This is a genomic window from Actinomadura fulvescens, assembly GCF_039533225.1.
In the GTDB taxonomy this organism is placed as follows: Bacteria; Actinomycetota; Actinomycetes; order Streptosporangiales; family Streptosporangiaceae; genus Spirillospora; species Spirillospora fulvescens.
The window spans coordinates 91,284-111,913 of record NZ_BAAATD010000012.1 but is presented as its reverse complement, the minus strand read 5'-3'; the positions used below and the strand labels follow the sequence as shown (position 1 = coordinate 111,913).

At 69.8% G+C, this 20,630-nt stretch carries 21 protein-coding genes; 16 read left to right on the top strand and 5 right to left on the bottom strand.

Annotated features, from left to right (window positions below; translation table 11 throughout):
• Nucleotides 1-70 precede the first annotated feature (70 nt).
• From pstB to ABD333_RS35690, 3 genes are all read left to right on the top strand, one after another.
• Nucleotides 71-892: a phosphate ABC transporter ATP-binding protein PstB gene (gene pstB, locus ABD333_RS35700; protein ID WP_410557087.1), complete on the top strand. Its 822-nt coding sequence runs from the start codon at nt 71-73 to the stop codon at nt 890-892.
• A 19-nt stretch (nt 893-911) separates the two neighbouring features.
• Nucleotides 912-1,652 carry a response regulator transcription factor gene (locus ABD333_RS35695; RefSeq protein ID WP_344547145.1) on the top strand — a complete coding sequence of 247 codons (741 nt, stop codon included), beginning with the start codon at nt 912-914 and terminating at the stop codon, nt 1,650-1,652.
• A gap of 119 nt (nt 1,653-1,771) precedes the next feature.
• Entirely contained in the window at nt 1,772-2,047 is a 276-nt protein-coding gene (locus ABD333_RS35690) for an ArsR/SmtB family transcription factor (protein WP_344546990.1), read from the top strand.
• Between the two features lie 612 nt (nt 2,048-2,659).
• Here the strand turns inward: ABD333_RS35690 and ABD333_RS35685 are convergent.
• Nucleotides 2,660-2,857, bottom strand: a complete 198-nt coding sequence (locus ABD333_RS35685) for a hypothetical protein (RefSeq protein WP_344546989.1) — start codon at nt 2,855-2,857, stop codon at nt 2,660-2,662.
• Nucleotides 2,858-2,875: 18 nt separating this feature from the next.
• Here ABD333_RS35685 and ABD333_RS35680 point away from each other — a divergent pair, with 18 nt between their 5' ends.
• The 4 genes from ABD333_RS35680 (at nt 2,876) to ABD333_RS35665 (ending at nt 5,638) form a co-directional block, all read left to right on the top strand.
• The gene (locus tag ABD333_RS35680; RefSeq protein ID WP_344546988.1) at nt 2,876-3,229 is read left to right on the top strand and encodes an ArsR/SmtB family transcription factor; all 354 of its coding nucleotides are present in this window, start codon (nt 2,876-2,878) and stop codon (nt 3,227-3,229) included.
• Nucleotides 3,230-3,496: 267 nt separating this feature from the next.
• Nucleotides 3,497-4,543 (top strand): ACR3 family arsenite efflux transporter, encoded by a 1,047-nt coding sequence (arsB, locus tag ABD333_RS35675; RefSeq protein ID WP_344547144.1) that lies wholly within the window; start codon nt 3,497-3,499, stop codon nt 4,541-4,543.
• A 10-nt stretch (nt 4,544-4,553) separates the two neighbouring features.
• Nucleotides 4,554-5,219: an arsenate-mycothiol transferase ArsC gene (locus ABD333_RS35670; protein ID WP_344546987.1), complete on the top strand. Its 666-nt coding sequence runs from the start codon at nt 4,554-4,556 to the stop codon at nt 5,217-5,219.
• 8 nt (nt 5,220-5,227) lie between these two features.
• Nucleotides 5,228-5,638, top strand: a complete 411-nt coding sequence (locus tag ABD333_RS35665; protein WP_344546986.1) for an arsenate reductase ArsC — start codon at nt 5,228-5,230, stop codon at nt 5,636-5,638.
• Nucleotides 5,639-6,138: 500 nt separating this feature from the next.
• Here ABD333_RS35665 and ABD333_RS35660 read toward each other — a convergent pair whose 3' ends face one another.
• Nucleotides 6,139-6,936 carry a PrsW family intramembrane metalloprotease gene (locus ABD333_RS35660; protein ID WP_344546985.1) on the bottom strand — a complete coding sequence of 266 codons (798 nt, stop codon included), beginning with the start codon at nt 6,934-6,936 and terminating at the stop codon, nt 6,139-6,141.
• Nucleotides 6,937-7,673: 737 nt separating this feature from the next.
• Nucleotides 7,674-8,192, bottom strand: a complete 519-nt coding sequence (locus ABD333_RS35655; RefSeq protein WP_344546984.1) for an SRPBCC family protein — start codon at nt 8,190-8,192, stop codon at nt 7,674-7,676.
• Nucleotides 8,193-8,259: 67 nt separating this feature from the next.
• On the opposite strand from ABD333_RS35655, the gene ABD333_RS35650 reads away from it, so the two are divergent.
• The gene (locus ABD333_RS35650) at nt 8,260-8,847 is read left to right on the top strand and encodes a TetR/AcrR family transcriptional regulator (protein WP_344546983.1); all 588 of its coding nucleotides are present in this window, start codon (nt 8,260-8,262) and stop codon (nt 8,845-8,847) included.
• A 718-nt stretch (nt 8,848-9,565) separates the two neighbouring features.
• Here ABD333_RS35650 and ABD333_RS35645 read toward each other — a convergent pair.
• The gene (locus ABD333_RS35645; RefSeq protein WP_344546982.1) at nt 9,566-9,853 is read right to left on the bottom strand and encodes a hypothetical protein; all 288 of its coding nucleotides are present in this window, start codon (nt 9,851-9,853) and stop codon (nt 9,566-9,568) included.
• Between the two features lie 203 nt (nt 9,854-10,056).
• Between ABD333_RS35645 and ABD333_RS35640 the strand changes: the two genes are divergently transcribed.
• Entirely contained in the window at nt 10,057-10,326 is a 270-nt protein-coding gene (locus tag ABD333_RS35640) for a hypothetical protein (RefSeq protein ID WP_344546981.1), read from the top strand.
• Nucleotides 10,327-10,358: 32 nt separating this feature from the next.
• On the opposite strand, the gene ABD333_RS35635 is transcribed toward ABD333_RS35640, so the two are convergent.
• Complete coding sequence (locus ABD333_RS35635) at nt 10,359-10,763, bottom strand: ArsR/SmtB family transcription factor (protein WP_344546980.1); 405 nt, start codon at nt 10,761-10,763, stop codon at nt 10,359-10,361.
• A 101-nt stretch (nt 10,764-10,864) separates the two neighbouring features.
• Between ABD333_RS35635 and ABD333_RS35630 the strand changes: the two genes are divergently transcribed.
• From ABD333_RS35630 to ABD333_RS35600, 7 genes are all read left to right on the top strand, one after another.
• On the top strand, nt 10,865-12,862 hold the full coding sequence (locus tag ABD333_RS35630; RefSeq protein ID WP_344546979.1) for a heavy metal translocating P-type ATPase: 1,998 nt from the start codon (nt 10,865-10,867) through the stop codon (nt 12,860-12,862).
• Nucleotides 12,863-12,964: 102 nt separating this feature from the next.
• Entirely contained in the window at nt 12,965-13,951 is a 987-nt protein-coding gene (locus ABD333_RS35625) for an ABC transporter substrate-binding protein (RefSeq protein ID WP_344546978.1), read from the top strand.
• Nucleotides 13,948-15,030, top strand: coding sequence for a FecCD family ABC transporter permease (locus ABD333_RS35620; RefSeq protein WP_344546977.1), 1,083 nt, complete (start codon nt 13,948-13,950; stop codon nt 15,028-15,030). The genes ABD333_RS35625 and ABD333_RS35620 overlap by 4 nt, the downstream gene beginning before the upstream one ends.
• Nucleotides 14,993-16,066: a FecCD family ABC transporter permease gene (locus ABD333_RS35615; protein ID WP_344546976.1), complete on the top strand. Its 1,074-nt coding sequence runs from the start codon at nt 14,993-14,995 to the stop codon at nt 16,064-16,066. The genes ABD333_RS35620 and ABD333_RS35615 overlap by 38 nt, the downstream gene beginning before the upstream one ends.
• Nucleotides 16,067-16,098: 32 nt before the next feature.
• Nucleotides 16,099-16,962: an ABC transporter ATP-binding protein gene (locus ABD333_RS35610; RefSeq protein ID WP_344546975.1), complete on the top strand. Its 864-nt coding sequence runs from the start codon at nt 16,099-16,101 to the stop codon at nt 16,960-16,962.
• Nucleotides 16,963-17,123: 161 nt separating this feature from the next.
• Nucleotides 17,124-18,857, top strand: coding sequence for an ABC transporter ATP-binding protein/permease (locus ABD333_RS35605; RefSeq protein WP_344546974.1), 1,734 nt, complete (start codon nt 17,124-17,126; stop codon nt 18,855-18,857).
• Nucleotides 18,854-20,572: an ABC transporter ATP-binding protein gene (locus ABD333_RS35600; RefSeq protein WP_344546973.1), complete on the top strand. Its 1,719-nt coding sequence runs from the start codon at nt 18,854-18,856 to the stop codon at nt 20,570-20,572. Before ABD333_RS35605 ends, ABD333_RS35600 begins: the two co-directional genes overlap by 4 nt.
• Nucleotides 20,573-20,630: the final 58 nt, after the last annotated feature.

Here is a 20,630-nt window from a genome sequence, read left to right as displayed (position 1 = left end):
CCGGCATGACCGGAGCCGGCAGAACCAGACCGGGCACGACCAGACCGAGCGCGATCAGGAAGACCTCCCTGTGCAGACCATTCACTTCGACTCTGACCGCGAAGCCCCCGACCTGGTAGACCCGGTGTTCGAGGTGTCGGACCTCAGCGTGTTCTACGGCGACTACGAGGCGGTCCGAGACGTCACGATGACCATCGGGCGACGGCAGATCACCGCGATGATCGGCCCGTCCGGCTGCGGCAAGAGCACCGTGCTGCGCTGCTTCAACCGGATGAACGACCTCATCCCCGGTACCCGCATCGCCGGCAAGATCTCCTACCACGGCCAGGACCTGTACGGCACCGACGTCGACCCGATCGAGGTGCGGCGCCGTATCGGCATGGTCTTCCAGAAGCCCAACCCGTTCCCCAAGTCCATCTACGACAACATCGCCTACGGCCCGCGCGTCAACGGCGTCAGGCGCGGCCTGGACGACATCGTCGAAGAGTCGTTGCACGAGGCGGCGTTGTGGGATGAGGTGAAGGACAAGCTCAAAGACAGCGCGCTGGCGCTGTCGGGCGGCCAGCAGCAGCGGCTGTGCATCGCCCGCACCATCGCCGTCAAGCCCGAGGTGATCCTCATGGACGAGCCCTGCTCGGCCCTGGACCCGATCGCGACCGCCAAGATCGAAGACCTCATGCAGCGGCTGGCCCAGCGATTCACCATCCTCATCGTCACCCACAACATGCAGCAGGCCGCCCGCGTCTCCGACCGCACCGCGTTCCTCACCGCCGACGTCGACGATGACGGAGTCCGGCACGGCCGGCTCATCGAGTACGACATCACCGGGCACATCTTCACCACCCCGTCCGACAACCGCACCGAGGCCTACATCACCGGTCGCTTCGGCTGAGGAAAGGCCCTTGACCGCCATGACCGACCAGGCCGCCAAGGTGGCCGGATTCCTCACCGCACCAGAACCGGTGCACGTGCCTTTGCTCCTGGTCGCCGACCCCGACGAACGCCTGGGGCACGAGCTGGTCTTGGCCATGGCCGAACTCGGCATCGAGGTCAGCGTCAGCACCGACGGCGCCGGGGCGCTGCTGCGCACCGGCGCCCTGCACCCGGACATCGTGCTGCTCGCCGCCAACATCACCGCGGTCGACCCGGTCACCTTCGTACGGACCGTCCGCCAGAACATGTCGACCCCGGTCATCGTGGGGGTCGGCCCCGACGACGCCGACGACGCGGTCAAAGCCCTGGCGGCCGGCGCCAACGTCTGCGTCGCCCGCCCCTACCGGCTGCCCGAACTGCTCCCTCTCATCCAGGGCATCCGCGGCGAAGGCGCCCCAGGCGAAGTCGGCTCGCCGACCCAGACCTGCGGGCCGATCACGCTCGACCCGGTCTCCCACGTGGTGCGGGTCGGCGGCGAGGTCGTCCAGATGCCGCTGCGCGAGTTCGAGCTGCTGCACTACATGATGCTCAACGCCGACCGCGCCGTCAGCCGCGAGCAGATCCAGAACCATGTCTGGAAGGCCGAGAAGCTCATCACCAACACCATCAACGTGCACGTCCGCCGGCTCCGCGAGAAGCTCGGCGACGACCCCGAGAACCCAAAGATCATCTTGACCGTGCGGGGAGTCGGCTACCGGCTCACGACCGGCACCGGATGACCTCAGCCAACGAATCGGCTCCCTCTGCACAGCGGGCCCACTGTGCCAGATTGCTCCCGATGACCCCGCGACCCGCGCCAACGGCAGACGGTTGTCACGACCGCCCGCCGATCGCCGCCATGGAGCGGGACGAGGCGGAACGGATCGCCCGCGTCCTCAAAGCCGTGGCCGAGCCCACCCGCCTCCAGCTCCTCAGCATGCTCCAGGCCAGCCCAGCCGGTGAGGCCTGCGTCTGCGACCTCACCGCGCCGCTCGGCCTGACCCAGCCCACCGTCAGCCACCATTTGAAGGTCCTCGTCGACGCCGGGCTGATCGCCAGGGAGAAACGCGGCAGATGGACCTGGTACCGCATCGTCTCCGGCGAGCTTCCTGCCGTCCGCAACCTCGCACGCTGAAAAGAAGCAGGGTCGGCGTCGCGGCACCCGCCCCGGCGGATCGCCTACCGCGACGCTGGCATCCTTGCGCCCGTGATCATTTCGCCCCTGAACGCGATGGTGAAACCGAGAGCCGGACTCGACTTCGTCATCCTGGACGCCCAGGAACATGCCGGTGGCGCATGGCAACACCTTCCCGTGCGACGACCCGTACGGGTACGCGGCGTCCACCGCGACGGCGAACTGCTGCGCGTGGAGACCGACCACGGCACCTGGCGCGCCCGCCGGGTCATCAGCGCGACCGGCACCTGGTGGCAGCCTTACGTCCCGTACTACGCCGGCCGCGCCCTGTTCGAGCTCGCCGCACGCAGGCGAGCGGCGATGTTCAACGGGGACGACGGCGACCAGGGAATCGCCGGGCTGGGCGACATCGTTGCCGTCCCACCCGTACGCCAGGCCCGCGATCGCGGCGCGCTGAAGGCTCGGCCGCCTCGACTGCGATGCCATCATCTCGTGCACCGGATTCCGGCGTGCCCTACGGCATCTCACGCCCGTCCGGCTCCGGCGCGCCTCGGGACTCGTCCAGGTCACCGGCACCCAGGCCGACGACGAGCCACGCCTGCATCTCGTCGGCTACGGCGACTGGACGGGAGCGGCCTCGGCGACGCTCGTCGGCGCGGGCATCAACGCCCGCGACGCCGTGGACCACATCGCCGTCTCCCTCGGCAGGCCCTCCATCCGCCGCGGCCGCCGTACCGTGACCTGAACGTCCGCCGGCCCGGCGCCACAGCCGCTGACGTCGATGTTCACCACAGGTTGCCGTTTGTTCACTTTTCATACACTGACTGCGTGGACGATGTCAGAGTGCTGCAGATGATCGATCCCGTCGACGAGGACACCTGCCAGGAACACGTCGAGCTCGTTCCCATGGAACGTGCCGAGGCAGAGCGCGCGGCACGGATGCTCAAGGCGGTCTCCGACCCGACGCGGCTGCAGCTGCTCAGCATGATCCAGTCCAGCCCCAAGGGCGAGGCCTGCGTCTGCGACCTGACCAAGCCATTGGGGCTCACGCAGCCGACCGTCAGCCACCACCTCAAGCTCCTCGCCGACGCCGGCCTGCTCACCCGCGACAAGCGCGGCATCTGGGTGTGGTTCGCGATCGTGCCGGAGCGGCTGGAAGCCATCCGGGCTTTGCTTGCCTGAGCTGCACAAACTTCATCCCCTGTTGGATTGACATCCGTCAATATAGATGTATATCTATATCTGGTGGATCGACGGGTGGCGACGCGACCGTCGCAGAGCCGTTCCGGACGATCGTTCGACGGCGATCCACCGGCGGGACCGTGAACCCACGACCTGCACCGCCTCGTTCGAATTCGTCCGACACGGAAGGTCGTCATGCTGCCCAACGCCGTCGAAGAGGATGCGGCCGGCTCCCCATCGGCCCCGCCGTCCGGAGTGGTCGGCGGGATGTCGTTCCTGGACCGTTTCCTGCCGCTGTGGATCGGCGCCGCGATGGCGGCCGGACTGCTGCTGGGCCGATCGGTATCCGGCCTGGACGACGCGCTGGACGCGATCAAGGTCGGGGAGGTTTCGCTGCCGATCGCGCTCGGCCTGCTGTTCATGATGTACCCGGTGCTGGCCAAGGTCCGCTACGACAAGCTCGGGTCGGTCACCGGCGACAAGCGGCTGCTGGTCAGCTCGATCGTGCTCAACTGGGTCCTGGGTCCGGCGCTGATGTTCGCGCTGGCCTGGATCTTCCTGCCGGACCACCCCGAGTACCGCACCGGCCTGATCATCGTGGGCCTCGCCCGCTGCATCGCGATGGTCATCATCTGGAACGACCTGGCCTGCGGTGACCGCGAGGCCGCCGCGGTCCTGGTGGCGATCAACTCGGTGTTCCAGGTCATCGCGTTCGCCGCGCTCGGCTGGTTCTATCTGGAGGTCCTGCCGTCCTGGCTCGGCCTGGACACCTCGGCACTGGACGTGTCGGCCTGGGACATCGGCAAGAGCGTGCTGATCTTCCTGGGCGTCCCGCTGCTGGCCGGCTACCTCACCCGCAGGTTCGGTGAGCGTGCCAAGGGCCGCACCTGGTACGAGGAACGCTTCCTGCCCAGGATCGGCCCGGTCGCGCTGTACGGCCTGCTGTTCACCATCGTCATCCTGTTCGCCCTCCAAGGCGACACCATCACCTCCCAGCCAGGCGACGTGGCCCGAATCGCGCTGCCGCTGCTGGTGTACTTCGCGCTCATGTGGGGCGGCTCGTTCGCCCTCGGCCGCGGCATCGGCCTCCCGTACGACCGGTCGGCGACCCTGGCCTTCACCGCCGCGGGCAACAACTTCGAACTCGCCATCGCCGTGGCCATCGGCGTCTTCGGCGTCACCTCAGGCCAAGCCCTGGCCGGAGTCGTCGGCCCCCTCATCGAGGTTCCCGTCCTGGTGGCGCTGGTGTACGTCAGTCTGTGGGGCCGCAAGTTCTTCCGGCCCCGTACCGCCACCCCTGCCTCGGAGCGTTGAGGTGACCTCGATGACCGACCACGGTCCCCCTGGCCGGCCCCCGCTGGTTTTCCCCGAGAACGTCCTCTACAGGGTCTCGGACGAGCTGGCCGACGACTTCGCCGGGACTTTCTCCCGCGAGACGATCGACCGCTACCTCATCGACTCCTACGACCTACTGCGCATGACTGCCAAGGTCGGCATCCACCTCCCGGTGCTGGCCTCACGCTTCGCCGCCGACCGGCTCACGGCCCTCGCCTACGCCGAGGGATTGCAGGTCAAGAAGATCCTGCAGATCCTCTTCGTCTGCGTACACAACGCCGGACGCTCCCAACTCGCAGCCGCCCTGCTGCACAAACGTCTGGGCGAAGCCGTTCAGGTGCGCTCGGCGGGCTCCTCCCCAGGTGCCGAACTCGACCCCGGCATCGTCACGGTCGCCACCGAAATCGGCCTCGACCTCAGCCACGAGATCCCCAAACCGCTCACCGACGAAATCGTGCGCGCCGCCGACATCGTCGTCACCCTCGGCTGCGGCGACGCCTGCCCCATCTATCCGGGCAAGCGCTACCTCGACTGGCCCGTCGCCGACCCCGAAGGCGCGTCCCCGGCCGCCATCCGCCGGATCGCCACCGACATCGACACCCGCCTGGCCAGCCTCATCCACGAACTACTTCCGGACCATCCGGCCGATCTCTAGGGGAACCCATGTCCGACAAGCCCAGCGTCCTGTTCGTGTGCGTGCACAACGCCGGTCGCTCCCAGATGGCGGCCGGCTACCTCTCCCACCTCGCGGGCGACGCCATCGAAGTCCGTTCCGCCGGTTCCGCGCCCGCCGACACCATCAACCCCTCCGTCGTCGAAGCCATGCGCGAAGAGGGCATCGACCTCACCGACCAGAAGCCCAAGATCCTCACCACCGACGCCGTCCAGGCCAGCGACGTCGTCATCACCATGGGCTGCGGCGACGTCTGCCCCGTCTTCCCCGGCAAGCGCTACCTCGACTGGCAACTCGACGACCCCGCAGGCCAAGGCGTCGACGCCGTCCGCCCCATCCGCGACGAAATCCGCACCCGCATCGAAAAGCTCATCACCGAACTCATCCCCGCCAACGGCTGACACCGCGCTCTAATCCTGGCTCGGGAAGGCCCGCCAAAGCCGCCTCAGCTCAGCGGCGCCTGGATGGCCGTCATGCGAACCGAGGCGGGAGCTCAAATCTTCTGGCCCGGTCATGAGATCGGTGTCATCGGCCCGGAGTTTGTGTGGTGCAGGGGCGGTCTCGGCGTTCGTCGCGCCTGACATCCCGCGCGCGCGTTGGGAGGCCGAGGCGGCGCATAGCCGCTTCAACCGCGCGCAGGTCGTTGATTTCGCGGCACCGTGCGTGCAGTGGTGTTCGAGCCGGGCCAAACAGTTCCCGCGTTGCTGCGTGTCGGCGCCAACGTCCCGGCCTTTCTCCACACCGATGGACGGATCAGCATGGTCGGCTACCGCGAAGGCGTGTTCAGAGCCGGGCGAACCATCGCCCGGCACGGTCGGCGCTGCCAGTGCCGAGGGCGACCATCAGCGCGATGCGAGTACGAGGCTCGGCGGCTGACACCGCGACCGTGCCGCTCTCACAGTCAACTGTGACGGGATGCGGCCGGCGGGGTGTCGTACCGCACAGTGTTGCTGCGGTGCAGTTCCCAGAGCAGCCAGCTCAGGGAGATGACCCCGACAACGAGGTAGGTGATCAGGCCGCCGATGCCGTCCCAGCACGTGTGCAGGGCGATGGCGGCCACGTACGTGGCGAGCGCGCCGATGACGGTCTTCGCAGTCGGAGTGGTGGCCAGGCGCCAGAGGGCGCCGCAGGTCAGGCCGGTCCAGGCGATGTGCCCGGCGGGGGAAAGAAGCCCGCGCAGGAACAGCGTCTGTTCGACGTCTCCGACATTGCCGCGAGAGGCGATCAGCGTGGTGAAGGCATAGCCCATGGTTTCCAGAGCGGCGAACCCCATTCCGACTGCGACACCGATCACCAGCCCGTCTCCGGGGTGCAGGCGTTTGCGTGACCAGGCCCAGATCACGATGGCGACCGGGACGATGAGCTTGGTGGTCTCCTCGATCACCGCGATGAACAGTGCGGGCAGGACACCCAGGTCTCGGATGGTGTCGTACTCCAGCAGCCCCGCCGTGACCGTGCCGATCACCCCTCCGAACAGCGCGGCGAACCCGAGCGTCAGCGCAGGCACCTGCCAGTGGCCGCTGCGGCCGGCGGCGAAGGTCAAGAACGTCACCGGCACGACCGTGGACCCCAGAAGGATCATCGAGGGCACATAGTTGGGGTTGTCGGTGTCCACCAGGGCCGCCAGCACCACCAGATACAGGACCAGCCCGACCAGCAGCACCAGCACCCATGCCCACCTACGGATCACGCTCGCCATACCGGCATGCTCGCATCTGAGCAGAGCGATGCCCAGCGACCTTCGACTATGGCAGATCGGGCCTCCGTTCACGTGCCATCGGCCCAGGCGCTCATCCCGACCCGACAGACCAGCCACGCACAGTGGACAGCCCACGTTCAGCAGCATCAAGCAGGTGCTCAAGCGCTGCCGGGATGTGGACGTGCACCTCTCCCTCGTCCACATCCAGCGCGTCCCGACACCTACGCGCGGTACCGCGAGCACGGCGCCCAGATCGTCACCCGTCGCCCCTGGCCGAGACGTGGTCATATCCCGCATTTGCAGGCCAGCGCCAGCCACACCGCCCGCTCGCGGCTGGCGACCAACTCACCGTGGTTGTCGAGGCGAGACGCCCAATCTCGACCGGCGAGCAGAGCACCAGCGACGCTGAGGAGCGTGACGGCAACGACCACGACGGCGCCCCGCAACCCGATCCAGCGTGAGACCTGGGCCGACGAACTGCGGGCGGCACCATCTGGCGACCAGGGCAGCGGCGGCGGCCGGCCACCGGTCGGCCTCACCCCGTCATATGGACTGAGGCCCTCGCCGATGCTTGCCTGCAGCGGCCTCGTGCACCTACCCGGCGTCTCCTGCACTACGGGTGTGTACGCATCTCGTCGACCTCCCGCTTCCAAGATGAGTCGATGGCCCTCCCACCCCACTGCGCCATGCCATAGATAAGAGGGGTGACCGGCATCGTCGACAGGCCCCCAGGTGCTTCAGGTAGGACGGCTGACTAGACGTGCCGCGAGCCGGGCAAGCCGGCGAAGTGTCCGCACGTATCCGCTCCACTGGTTCGGGTGCTCCACAGAGCCGTGCACGGCGAGTTCGGCCCGGTCCAGGCAGTCCTCCAGCAGTGCGTCGTGCATGCGGCGGAAGAACAGGGGCCAGGTCAGCCTGGCACGGCCACGCAGGCGTACGGCCATGGTGTGGCGGAGCAGGGAGCCGGAGTCCGGCGCCGGGTGGACGGTGAACTCGTGGAAGCCGTGTACCCCGGCCGGGCCGCAGAAGCTGAAGCGTACCCACTGGCCCGGCGCGTAGCCCTCGACGGTGTAGCGCACCGGCCCGTGCCCTCCACGTGCGCCCACGCCGAGCGGGCGGTCGAAGCGCATGGAGGGCCACTGCCCGCGCTCGGCGGGCCAGAGCCGGTCGTCGGGGCCGGCCAGGGAGTCGAGGATCGGGGCGAGGTCGGATGGCTCCGCTCGCAGCAGTCGTTCGTGGATGTTCAGCACGGCCATGGCGGACCCCTCTTCGCAGAGTTTCAGAGAACACTCTCTAATTGAAGTAGAGAGTACTCTCTATTACATGGTCAGACCATCCCGCTACGACAGCGGACAGTTCCTCGACGCCGCCGCCCGGCTCGCGGCGACAGGCGGCCCTCCAGCGGTCACCATGGCGGCTGTCGCAAGGGAGATCGGCGCGCCGAGCGGCTCGGTATACCACCGCTTTCCTGACCGGGCGGCGCTGCTGTCAGAGCTGTGGCTGCGCGCTCTGGAGCGCTTTCACGCCGCCTACCTGCCGGCCTTGGACGACCCCGCCGACCCACGGGCCGGCGCGGTGGCTGCCTCCCGCGAGATGGTGCGCTTCTGCCGCGACCAGCCGCTGGACGCCGTCGTGCTCGGGCACGGCGCCGCGGACTTCGGCAAGGACACCTGGCCGCCGGAGGCGGTAGAGCGGCTGGACCGTGCGAACGCGAAGGTCATGGGTGCGGTGAAGACACTCGCCCGGCGGCTGGGGGCACAGGACATGATCTCCAGGGAACGTGTGCAGTTGGCGGTCATCGACTTGCCCTATGCCCTCGTCCAACGCTATCTACGGGACGGCGATCCGCTTCCGCCACACGCCATCGCCCTTGCGGCGGACTGCACTGACGCAGTGCTACGCGACCTGTAAATGTCGACCCCGTGTACCCCTCTCGAGAAGCCACACCCGCCCCCTTGTGGGTGTTGAACAACCGCCGAGGTGGGGAGTTGCTCAGCGATCTGCAGATCGGTAAGTGAGGTGCTGACCGGGACGTCGCAGTATCAGCGATCGTCTTGACGCCAGCGGAGCACGCACGGATATGCCGCTCATCTTTAGCGGCATCTCCGTCACCCAGATCAGATCTGAGATCACCTCACGATCATGGAAGGTGCCGGTATAACCACCGCTGGAACTGTCCGCCGTTGCACGGCAGGACGTAAACATTCCCTCGGTCCGGCGACCTGACCTCCGACTGGGACGCCAATCACGTAGGCGACGACATCCCGTCCAGTCTCCCGTCCTGAAGAATCGACGCCTCGGAAGCCTCACGGAACGGCTGGCGGGCTGACAGCCAGGACGCCGTCGCCCTGCTTGAACCGGCGGCTGGCTGAAAGACATCGACCAGCAGATAGCTCAAAAAGAAGACGTCGTCACCTGGAAGGCCGGGCCGGCGACCTGGCCCTACCGTCGAGCAGCGCAAAGGCACGGGAATTGAAACGTCGAAGCCTGGTGTTGAACGCATGTCGTACAAAAGCCTCGCTCCTTGAGGGGCGAGGCTTTTGCATGATCACTCAGCCTGTGTCCGCGCTTTACAGGTACATGAGCGAGTGAATGTACCGGCGGGCGAACGGCTTCATCCCGCCGGCCGCTACCTCCATCGATAATACCCGTAATCCAGGCCACCAAGATTCGCGCAGTAGGCATACGACCAGCCATTGTAGTTGATGCTGCCGTGGGCATAAGATCCGTTATTGCACTTTGCCATTGCCTGGTACCAGCGCTTGGAGCCTGAGCAGTTTGCGCCGTAGGTGTTTCGGTCCTGCCACTCTTCACAGGCAAGGACGGTGGACTGCGCGCTGGCGGGCGCGCCAGACATCGGCACCCCCAATGCCCCGACGATTGCGGTGGTGGCCACGACGGCGAACGAGCGTTTCACATTTCCTCCTGGACGAGGATCCTGGCGCCGCGCGGTCGGACCGTTCAAAGCAGTTGAACCCGGCGAACACCCGGCGCTTGATCTCGGTCATCACTGACTTTGATCGTGGCCCGTTGCCCTAAGTCGGGATAGGGCCCTAGGACCCTATGTCTGGATAGGGCCCTAGGGCCCTGCTGGAGTCCACGGGCGCGTTCAGCACGCTGATGGGGCGCTGGCTGATCCAACCGGCTGACGCCGATGCCAATCGCCGTCATATCGCCGAGCCTGCCAAGGCGCCAAACGCCTCACCACCCCACATACTCTCCAAACTCGTCGAAGCCCGCGCCCGCGCCCACGCTGGTGACCGCCGCGCTGCCGGACTCCTCTTCGGCAAGGCCAGGCCGTCCGACGACGAACCCGACTGGATCGACTTTCACGTCCACGCCTTCTTGCCAGCGTTCGATCAACCGGCCGCAGGTGAAGGACATCCGTGACCGCGCTGGCGTGTGCTGAGATCCACTGCCGATCACGGGCGTTGGCGCGCCACCTCGGCGGACTGGTCGGGGAGTTGCTGGCGAGCAGGCATGTCGGTGAGGCCGAGGCTGAGGTGCTCTACGTGATAGACGGCCTGGTCGAGCAGTGCCGCTACGTGGTCGTCATGGAGGGCGTAGACGATCCTTCGGCCTTGCCGGGTGCCGGTGACCAGGCCGAGGTTGCGCAGGAGTCGTAGCTGGTGGGAGCAGGCGGACGGCTCCATGGCGACGGCGTCGGCGAGTTCGGTCGCGGCGCAGGGACCCTCGCGCAGGCGCGCGAGGATCAACAGGCGCGACGGTGTGGCGAGGGCCTGCAACGTGGCGGCGACTCGCTGAACGTTCGTCGAGGTCAGCCGGGTATCCGGTGTGTTTTCTGGGGGCGCTGCTCCATGGCCCATGACGCCATCCTACGGATATCTGGACTTGAACAATTGAATTCTTCTTCAAGTGTTTCTAGATTGGGCCCTTCGTCGGCCTCCCTGAAGGAAGTTGTGATCGCATGCCCTCCGCCACGCTCGCCGTCCCTGCCCCTCCCGGTCGTGCTCGCCGGCCTCCCCGGCGGCGCACCCGGGTGCTGGAGGTGCCGGAGGCCCGATGGGCTTTGGTCGCCTTGGGGTTGTTCCTGGTGGCGCTGCCGATCCAGATATCGGGCGGGCCTTCCTGGCTGTGGGGAGCCTTGTACGCCGCGGTGTACGCGACCGGCGGATGGGAACCGGGATGGGCCGGGCTCAAGGCTCTCCGGGGACGGGCACTGGACGTCGACCTGCTCATGGTCGTGGCGGCGCTGGGCGCGGCGGCGATCGGTCAGGTGACGGACGGCGCGCTGCTCATTGTGATCTTCGCGACGTCGGGGGCGCTGGAGGCGGTGGCGACCGCGCGGACCGCGGATTCGGTGCGCGGCCTGCTCGATCTGGCGCCCGCCCGTGCGACCAGGCTCCGGCCCGGCGGTGGTGCTGAGGAGACCGTGCCCGTCGATGCCCTGGCGGTCGGTGACCTGGTGCTCGTCCGGCCGGGGGAGCGGATCGCGGCCGACGGCCGTGTCGTCTCGGGGGAGAGCGAGGTCGACCAGGCCACCATCACCGGTGAGCCGCTTCCCGTCGCCAAGCTCGCCGGGGAGGAGGTGTTCGCCGGCACGGTCAACGGCACCGGCGCGCTGACGGTACGGGTCGAGCGCGAACCCGCGGAGTCGGTGATCGCCCGCATCGTCCGGATGGTCGAGGAGGCATCGGCGACCAAGGCTCCGACGCAGTTGTTCATCGAGAAGGTGGAGCAGCGGTACTCGATCGCGATGGTCAGCGCCACCCTGCTTCTGTTCTTCGTGCCGCTGGCCTTCGGGGCCGACGTGGCAGGCGCGTTGTCGCGTGCCATGACGTTCATGATCGTCGCATCGCCGTGCGCGGTGGTCCTGGCGACGATGCCGCCGCTGCTGTCCGCGATCGCCACCGCGGGCCGCAACGGCGTCCTGGTCAAGTCGGCGGTCGTCATGGAACGGCTCGCCCAGGTCGACATGGTCGCTCTCGACAAGACCGGCACTCTCACCCAGGGCGCCCCGCGTGTCGCCGAGATCCGTCCGATCCCCGGCGGGAAGGCGCTGACCGAAGGCGCGCTGCTCGCGCTGGCGGCGGCTGCCGAGCACCCCAGCGAACATCCGCTGGCTCGTGCGATCACCGAGGCCGCCCGAGACCGGGGACAGCAGGTCTTCCCGGTCACGGATTTCTCCTCCACGCCGGGCGTCGGGGTCGCGGCCACGGTGGCGGGAGGCCTCGTCGAGGCCGGTGCGCCCGCCCGGCTGCTGACCGGCACTGACGTCCGGACGGCGGCGGCCCGTGACGTCGCGGCCGATCTGGAGGCCGACGGCCTCACCGCGGTGGCCGTTCTGCTCGACGGGAAGGCGGTGGGGCTGCTGGGCGTCGCCGACGCCCTGCGCGCCGACGCCGGTGCCGCGGTCGCCGGCCTCGCGACGCTGACCGGCCGGACGCCCGCTCTGCTCACCGGAGACAACCGCGCGGCGGCTCGCCGTGTGGCCGCGGACGTCGGCATCACTGACGTGCGCGCCGGCCTGCTGCCCGCCGACAAGGTCACCGCCATCGGCGACCTGACCCGGCAGGGGCGCAAAGTGCTGTTCGCCGGGGACGGGGTCAACGACGCTCCGGCTCTCGCCGCCGCGCACACCGGCATCGCCTTGGGCCAGGCCGGATCGGACCTCGCCCTCGACACCGCCGACGCCATCGCGGTGCGCGACGAACTCGCCGTGATTCCCGCCGTCATCGGGCTGGCTCGCGCCGCCCGCCGCCTGGTCGTGCAGAACCTGCTCATCGCCGCGGCGTTCATCACCGTTCTGGTCGCCTGGGACCTGCTCGGCCACCTCCCGCTTCCCCTCGGCGTCGCGGGTCACGAGGGCTCCACCATGATCGTCGCTCTCAACGGGCTGCGCCTCCTGCGCCAGAGCGCCTGGAGCCGCCATGCCCCAACGGCCCGCACGAGTATGCAAGGATAATGAAAACGGTTATCATCCCGTCTCATTGCCTGCGGAAACGCCTTGATGAGGCCATTTCCACCGGCGTGTCACCGCCCCAGAACGAAAGAGAACGCCCCGATCATGCGCACCCTGAACCGCCTCCTGCGGCATGCCGCCGTGCTCGCCACCGCCGGCGCCCTGCTGTCCGCCTGTGGCGGAGACTCCGCCGACGAAGGTCCCGGTGCGGGCGCCGGAGCCACGAGCGGCGCGGCCACGAGCGTGGGACCCGTCTCGCCTGTCGCCGACGCCGACGCCATCACCGATGTGCGGGGCCGGAAGGTCGCCCCCAAACGCACTCCCGAACGCATCGTGTGCCTGGTCGCGCTCTGCGACGACATGCTGACCGAGCTCGGCATGGTGCCGACCGCGACCAACTCGGTGCTCCTGGCCCATCCGCGGTTCCTCGGCAAGGAGAAGGCCAAGCAGGTCGCGGTCATCCCGGGAGGATTCATCAGCCCTGAGGTCGAGGCGATCCTCTCCCACAAGCCCGACCTGGTCATCGGGCTTGAGGACACCCACGGCAAGCTCGCTCCGGCGCTGCGCGGCGCCACCACGTTCTGGGCGGTGCAGCCCACCAAATGGCAGGACAGCATCGCCTACCTGCGCGACCTGGCCGCGCTCACCAACCGGGGCGATAAGGCGGTCACCGCCGAGCAGCGGTTGCGTGACAAGCTGGCCCGCGCCGAGAAGGCCAAGAGCGACAAGACCGTGCTGATCGTGTTCGGCAGCGACGAGAACTTCGGCGTGGCCTCGCCGGGCCGGGACGTGGCCGCCGGGATGTTCCCCCAGATCTCCGACTACCCGTGGAAGGACCGGGGCATCGAGGGCACCTACAGCCTGGAGGAGATCCTGGCCAAGAACGTCGACGTCCTGTTCGTCGAGACGATCGCGTTCGGCGCGCCGGGCAAGAAGCTGTCGGAGAAGATGGCCGGGAACCCCTTGTGGTCGCAGATCCCGGCGGTCAAGAACGGCAAGGTGATCGAGGTCGACCCGGAGGTGTGGGCCAAGGGCCGCGGCACCCGGTCCCTCGGCATCGTCCTGGACGAGGCGACGGCCGCACTGCGATGAGCCGGACGGTCGTCCTTGCGGCGGGGCTGCTGGCCATGGCGGCGCTGTGCGCGCTCTGCCTCGGCACGCCGAACATCCCGCCGTACCGGCTGGTCACCCTGGCGTCCGGCGGGTCGGGGGATGGGCTGGAGGCGCTGGTGGTCCGGGAGATCCGGCTGCCGCGCCTGCTGCTGGCCCTGGTCGCAGGGGCCTGCCTCGGCGCGGCCGGGCTCGTCATGCAGGAGGCGTTGCGTAACCCGCTGGCCGTTCCGGAGATGCTCGGCGTCTCGTCGGGCGCGGCCCTGGGCGTCGCCGCGCCGCTGGTCCTCACGCTCACGCTGCCCGGCTGGGCGTCCCCGATGCTCGCCCTGGCGGGGGCCGCGCTCGGCGGGGTGGTGACGCTGATCGCGGCCGCGTTCGGCCGCAACCCGTCGGCGGTGCTGCTCACCGGGGCGGCGGTGGCGGCGGCCTTCCAGGCCGCGCTGCTGGTGCTGATGCTCATGGCCGACCAGCTCGATCTCCAGGTGATCTTCCGTTACCTGCTGGGCAGCCTGTCCGGACGTACCTGGCAGTCCTGGCAGGGCGTCTGGCCGTGGCTGCTGGCGGCCGTGCCGCTCCTGGTGCTGTGCGCCCCGATGCTGGCGGTGCTCCGGCTCGGCGACGAGGACGCCACCGCCCTCGGGCTGCGGGTACGGCATGCCCGGCTGGGCGCGCTGGCCGTCGCCGTGCTGCTGATCTCCCCTGTGGTCGCGGTCTGCGGGCCGATCGCCTGGGTCGGGTTCCTCGCCCCGCACCTGGCACGGCGGCTGCGCCCGCAGGCCGACGTGGTGCGCTGGCTGCCCTGGGCGGTGGTGTGGGGAGCGGTGGTCACCGTGTGGGCCGACCAGGCCGCCCGACTGGCCCTCAAGCCGGTGGAGACCCCGGTCGGGGCCTGGACCGCGCTGGTCGGCATACCCGCGGGGGTGGCACTGCTGCGCGGCTTCCGTACCCCGGCGGACTCCGCAGCGAGCCGCCGCACAGGGCCGCCGCAGAGCCGCCGTACCGAGCCGAGGGAGGTGCCCGATGACGCTCACCGAGCGCGCGCCGACCACGGCTCCTGATCCGGCACGGTCCAGGCCACGCCGGCGACGGCCCCTGCTCGTCTTGGGCGCGCTGCTGCTCGCCGTCCCGCTGGCGGCCATGCTCGACCTCGTCGCGGGACGGGCACTGTCGATCGGTGAGACGTGGCAGGCCCTCACCGGCGGCGCCGCGGATCCGACGGCTCACCACCTGGTCTGGCAGGTCCGGCTGCCCAGGGTGCTGGTGGCGCTCGGCGCGGGTGCCGCACTCGGCCTCGCGGGGCTGATCCTCCAGGCGGCCCTGCGCAATCCGCTGGCGGCGCCCGAGGTCACCGGGGTCACCCCTGGCGCGGTGCTCGGCGCGGTCGCCGCGACCGGAGCGGGTCTGGCCGACTGGGCGTCACCGGCCGCCGTGATGCTCGCCGCGGTCGGCGGCGGCCTCGGGGGAGCGGGCCTGCTGTGGCTGCTGACCGGCCGCAGGCACACCGACCCGGCCGAGATCGCCGTGCACGGCGTGCTCGTCTCGGCGGCCCTCGGTGGGCTGACGGCGGTGACCCTGCTGGCGGCGCCGGGCGAGATCGGCAGCGTCGTGCAGTGGATGGTCGGTACCACCGAGGCACGCACCTGGCAGCACTGGACTCTGCTGTGGCCTTGGGCGTTGGGCTGGGGCGTCCTGGGCTGCCTGACCTCCGGTCCGCTCATGTTGCTGCGCTGTGGTGAGGAGGTGGCCGAGGCGGCGGGCCTGGCACCGGTCAGGGCACGCGGCTTGGCGCTGCTGTGCGCGGTGGCTCTGACCGCAGGAGCGGTGGCCTCGGTCGGAGCCCTCGGATTCATCGGACTCGTCGTGCCGCATGCCGCGCTGGCCCTGCTCGGTGCAGACCTGCGGGTCGCGCTGCCCGGGGCGGCCCTTGCCGGCGCCGTCGCGGTGTGCGGCGCCGACGCGGCAGCCCAGCTGATGTCACGAGTGGTCAACGCCTGGGGAGCCGAACATCTCAGCGTCCCGGTCGGCGCCGTCACCACCCTCGCGGGCGCCGCCGTGCTCCTGGTGGTCGCCCGCCGCCATGCCGTCGAACCGTGATCCGTCCGTCCAGAACGAGGAGTGCACTGACCGTGTCCGAGCTGATCGGCGAACCCGAGCCCGCGACCGCGAACCCGCCCGCGGATCTCGCCGTCCCCGGGCCTCCGGCCGCGCTGGACGTCGACCGGGTGACCTTCGGCTATCCCGACCGACGGGTACTCGACCAGGTGAGCCTTCGGGTCAGGCCCGGCGAGTTCGTCGCGCTGGTGGGCCTGAACGGCTGCGGCAAGAGCACCCTGCTCCGCCTCGCCGCCGGCGTGCTGCGTCCGGAGTCCGGGCGGGTGACCGTGGACGGCGCCGACCTGTCCCGGGTCTCACGCCGCGAGGCCGCTCGCAAGGTCGCACTCCTGCACCAATCCGCCCCTGCGGTACCGGGGCTGACCGTACGTCAGTTGGTCCGGCAAGGCCGCTACGCCTCACGAGGCCCGCTGGGCATGCTCCGCGTCGGCGACGACGAGGTGACCGCCCGGGCGATGCGGGACGTCGGCGTCGAGGACTGGGCGGACCGGCCGGTGGACGCGCTGTCGGGCGGCGAACGGCAGCGCGTGCGACTCGCCCTCGCACTGGCCCAGGACACACCCGCCCTGCTGCTCGACGAGCCGACCACCTACCTGGATCTGCGGCACCAGCTGGAGGTGCTGCGACTGGTGGGACGGCTCCGCGACGAGCGGCGGCTCACGGTGCTGATGGTCCTGCACGACCTCGACCTGGCCGCTCGCTTCGCCGAACGCCTGGTCGCGTTGCGCGACGGGCACGTGGCCGCCGATGGCCCGCCGGACAGTGTGGTGACCCCCGGCCTGCTTCGGACGGTGTTCGGGATCGAGGGACGGGTCGGCCGCGATCCCGAGCGCGGCTGGCCGGTCTGCTATCCCGACCGGCCTCTCGACCTTCCTTGAACGCGGTCGCGCGCCGTCCATGAACGCGGTCGCGCGCCGTCCATGAACAGCCGGGCACCGGCCCACCGCCTAGCGCCCCCGCCTCCCTCCCCGTCTCGCGCCCCCGCCTCCCTCCCCGCCTCGCGCCCCGTCTCCCTCCTCGTCCCCTGGAGCGACCGTCGATGATGCTTCATCCTGAGCTGCTGCGTGCGGCCCGTACCGCTCCGGGTCCTCTCGTGCGCGCCACCGGCCTGCTGATCGCGGTTACCTGCGCCCATGTCGTCCAGGCAGTGCTGCTCGCCATGGCGCTCGCCGACATGGCCGGTGGCCGCACCGGCCGGTTGCCGGTCCTGCTCGGCGCGGTCGCTGCGGTACTGCTCCTGCGCGCGCTCCTCATCTGGCGGCAGCGGGTCACCGCCGCCGACGCCGGGGCACGGATCCGGGCGACGCTGCGCGACGAACTGCTCGTCCAGCTCAGCCGTCTCGGGCCGGCGCATCTCGGCACCGCGAGGGCAGGGGCGCTGCGCGCGACCGTCGTTGACGGTGTCGAGGGCGTCAACATCTACCTGTCGCGCTACCTGCCGCAGTTCGCCGTGGTGTGCCTGGTCACGCCGGCGCTGCTGGTGGCGGTCGCCGTGGTCCACTCGCAGGCGGCCGCCGTCCTCGCCGTGGCGGTCGTGCTGGCGCTCCTGGTTCCGCGGCTGTGGGATCGGGCGCTGGCCAAGCGCGGCAAAGAACACTGGGACAGCTACGAAGATCTGGCCGCCGACTACCTGGAAGCGTTGCAGCAGATGCCGACCCTGCGCGCGACCGGAGCCGTACTGCGCAAGCGCGCGTCCCTCGAAGAACGGTCGCAACACCTGCACAGGGCCACTGTCGCCAAGTTGCGTGTCTCACTGGTCGACACCGCCCTCACCGACCTGGCCATCCAGGCAGGCACCCTCCTCGCCGTCCTGTTGGCGTGCCTGTCAGCCGCCACCGGCCGGGCCACGAGCGCCGAGTCGTACCTGCTGCTCATGCTCGCCGCCGAATGCTTCCGGCCACTGCGCGACCTGTCCAGGGAATGGCACGCCGGGTACGTGGGTGTCTCCGCCGCTGATGGAATCGCGGCGCTGCGCACCGCCCGTCCCCTCGTGCCGGACACCGGGACGCTCGTCCCTCCGCTGTCGCCGTCGCCCGCCGTCTCGTTCGTCAACGTCCGTTTCAGCTACCCGGGCGCCGACCGTCCCGCCCTCGACGGCATCGACCTCGAATGTCCCGCAGGCCGCACCACCGCGCTGGTCGGACGGTCCGGAGCGGGCAAGTCCACACTGCTGGCGCTCTTGCAGCGCCACTACGACCCTGACGGCGGAGCGGTGCTGCTGGACGGCGTCGACCTGCGCGAACTCTCGCTGGCCGCGCTGCGCCGCTGCGTCGCCGTGGTTTCCCAGGACGTCCATCTCTTCGCCGCCTCCATCGCCGACAACCTGCGGCTGGGCGATCCCGACGCCGACGACGGACGGCTCGTCACCGCCTGCCGGGACGCCGGAATCCACGACGAGATCGTCGCGCTCCCCGACGGGTACGCGACCGTGCTGGGAGAACGCGGCGCCACGTTGTCGGGGGGCCAGCGCCAGCGCCTGGCCCTGGCCCGCGCGCTGCTCAGCGACGCCCCGCTCCTGCTGCTCGACGAGGCCACCAGCGCGGTGGACGAACGGCGCGAACACCAGATCACCGAGACGCTGCGCCGGGTCGCGGGGGACCGGACCTGCCTGATCGTCGCCCATCGGCTGGCGGCCGTCCGGCACGCCGACCAGATCGTGGTCGTGGACCACGGCCGCGTCGACGCGGCCGGTGATCATCAAACCCTGGTCGGTACGGGCGGCACCTACGCCGCGCTGGCCACCGCCGACCTGAGCCACGGAGAGACCGGATGAGCGACCGTCCACACGCCTTGCGCGGACTCCTGCCGGCCCTCAGGCCGCACCGCCGGATGGTCCTGCGCACGACGCTCGCGTGCCTGGTCGATCAGGTCGCGCTCGTCGTCCTGGTCACCTGGCTGGCGCACAGTGTCGGACGAGCCGTCATCGACGAAGCCGCACCCGGCCTCCCGATCATCTGTGCTCTCGCCGGCCTGGTCGTCCTCCGTGCCGTCGCGACCTGGCGGCAGATGGACCTGTCGCACGACCTGGCATACCGGGTGCTCGCAGAGCTGCGGGTGCGAATCTACGACGGCCTCGCCCGCAGCGCTCCCGCCCGCATCGCCGGGCGACGCAGCGGGGACCTGGCGGCGACCGCGATGAACGACATCGAGAAGCTGGAGTTCTTCTACGCCCACACCACAGCCCAGCTGGTGGCCTCCAGCCTGGTCGTCGGCGCTGGGACGATCGCACTCGGCGTGCTCGACCCCTGGCTGGCGCTCGCCGTCCTGACCACGGCCGCCGCTCTGATGGCGCATCCGCTCCTAGACGACCGCGGCCGTACCGCCCGTGGAGAAGAGGTCCGCACGGCCACGGCACGCCTGTCGGCCGATGCCGTCGAGACCGTCGACGGCATGCGCGAACTCCTCGCCCGCAACGCCTTCGACCGGCACCGCATCCGACTCGCCGACGCAGGCGACAGGCTCGCGCTGGCCCAGCGCGCCGAGGCCCGTCACGACGGCGCCTTCACCGCCGTCCAAGACGTCCTGGTGGTGCTGGCCCTGATCGCGGTGGTCGCCGCGGGAAAGGGCACCTGGGCTCCGGCCGCGCTGGCACTGGCGGTCTCGATCCTTGCCCCGGTGGCCGCCTCCGCGGACGCCCTGCGCCAGGCCGGCAGCCTGCGCGCCGCCGCCGCACGGGTGCAGGCCGCGACCACCACCCCGCCGACCGCGCCACCCTCCCGGCGACCGCGACCGCTTCCCGGCGGGCCGCTCGGTGTCCACCTGCGCAACGTCCATTTCTCCTACGGCGCCACCCCGGTGCTGCGCGGCCTGGACCTCGCCGTCCCCCCGGGGAGCACCATTGCCCTGGTCGGAGCCTCCGGCGCTGGCAAGACGACACTGGCCCACCTCATGGCCCGCTTCTGGGATCCCACAGAAGGCACGGTGGAGCTCACCAGCGCCAACGAAGCCGTCGACCTCAGGGACCTGACCGACGACGACCTGCGTTCCGCCATCGCCCTCGTCGGCCAGGACGCCGCCCTCTTCCACGGAACGCTCCGCGACAACCTGCGCATGGCCGCTCCCCAGGCCGACGCCGAACGGCTCGACCACGTCATCGAACGATGCGGCGTGGACCGGATCGCCGCCACCCTTCCCGACGGACTGGACAGCCTCGTCGGGGAACGCGGCGCAACCCTCTCCGGCGGCCAACGAGCGCGCGTCGCCCTCGCCCGAGCCCTGTTGACCGACCCCAGAGTGCTGATCCTCGACGAAGCCACCGCCCACATCGACACGCTCGGCGACGCCGAACTCGCCCGCCGCCTCGCTACGAGCGACACCACCACGATCGTCATCGCCCACCGTCCCGCCACCATCCGCCGCGCTGACCACATCGCCGTCCTCGAAGCCGGCCGGATCATCGAAGAAGGCACCTGGACCACCCTCACCGTCACCCCAAGCGCACTGACCGACCTGCTGGAAGCCAAAGCCGAATCAGACGTCCGGCCTTGACCGAGGCATTGGAGCCACGCCGATGGTCAAGAACATGGGCGCTCGAGAGATGGCCCTG

Coding starts and splice junctions, on each gene's coding strand:
- ABD333_RS35695 (WP_344547145.1), top strand. CDS start 912: ATGACCGACCAGGCCGCCAAGGTGGCCGGATTCCTCACCGCACCAGAA.
- ABD333_RS35690 (WP_344546990.1), top strand. CDS start 1,772: ATGGAGCGGGACGAGGCGGAACGGATCGCCCGCGTCCTCAAAGCCGTG.
- arsB (WP_344547144.1), top strand. CDS start 3,497: ATGTCGTTCCTGGACCGTTTCCTGCCGCTGTGGATCGGCGCCGCGATG.
- ABD333_RS35670 (WP_344546987.1), top strand. CDS start 4,554: ATGACCGACCACGGTCCCCCTGGCCGGCCCCCGCTGGTTTTCCCCGAG.
- ABD333_RS35665 (WP_344546986.1), top strand. CDS start 5,228: ATGTCCGACAAGCCCAGCGTCCTGTTCGTGTGCGTGCACAACGCCGGT.
- ABD333_RS35660 (WP_344546985.1), bottom strand. CDS start 6,936: ATGGCGAGCGTGATCCGTAGGTGGGCATGGGTGCTGGTGCTGCTGGTC.
- ABD333_RS35655 (WP_344546984.1), bottom strand. CDS start 8,192: ATGGCCGTGCTGAACATCCACGAACGACTGCTGCGAGCGGAGCCATCC.
- ABD333_RS35650 (WP_344546983.1), top strand. CDS start 8,260: ATGGTCAGACCATCCCGCTACGACAGCGGACAGTTCCTCGACGCCGCC.
- ABD333_RS35640 (WP_344546981.1), top strand. CDS start 10,057: ATGGGGCGCTGGCTGATCCAACCGGCTGACGCCGATGCCAATCGCCGT.
- ABD333_RS35635 (WP_344546980.1), bottom strand. CDS start 10,763: ATGGGCCATGGAGCAGCGCCCCCAGAAAACACACCGGATACCCGGCTG.
- ABD333_RS35630 (WP_344546979.1), top strand. CDS start 10,865: ATGCCCTCCGCCACGCTCGCCGTCCCTGCCCCTCCCGGTCGTGCTCGC.
- ABD333_RS35625 (WP_344546978.1), top strand. CDS start 12,965: ATGCGCACCCTGAACCGCCTCCTGCGGCATGCCGCCGTGCTCGCCACC.
- ABD333_RS35620 (WP_344546977.1), top strand. CDS start 13,948: ATGAGCCGGACGGTCGTCCTTGCGGCGGGGCTGCTGGCCATGGCGGCG.
- ABD333_RS35615 (WP_344546976.1), top strand. CDS start 14,993: ATGACGCTCACCGAGCGCGCGCCGACCACGGCTCCTGATCCGGCACGG.
- ABD333_RS35605 (WP_344546974.1), top strand. CDS start 17,124: ATGATGCTTCATCCTGAGCTGCTGCGTGCGGCCCGTACCGCTCCGGGT.
- ABD333_RS35600 (WP_344546973.1), top strand. CDS start 18,854: ATGAGCGACCGTCCACACGCCTTGCGCGGACTCCTGCCGGCCCTCAGG.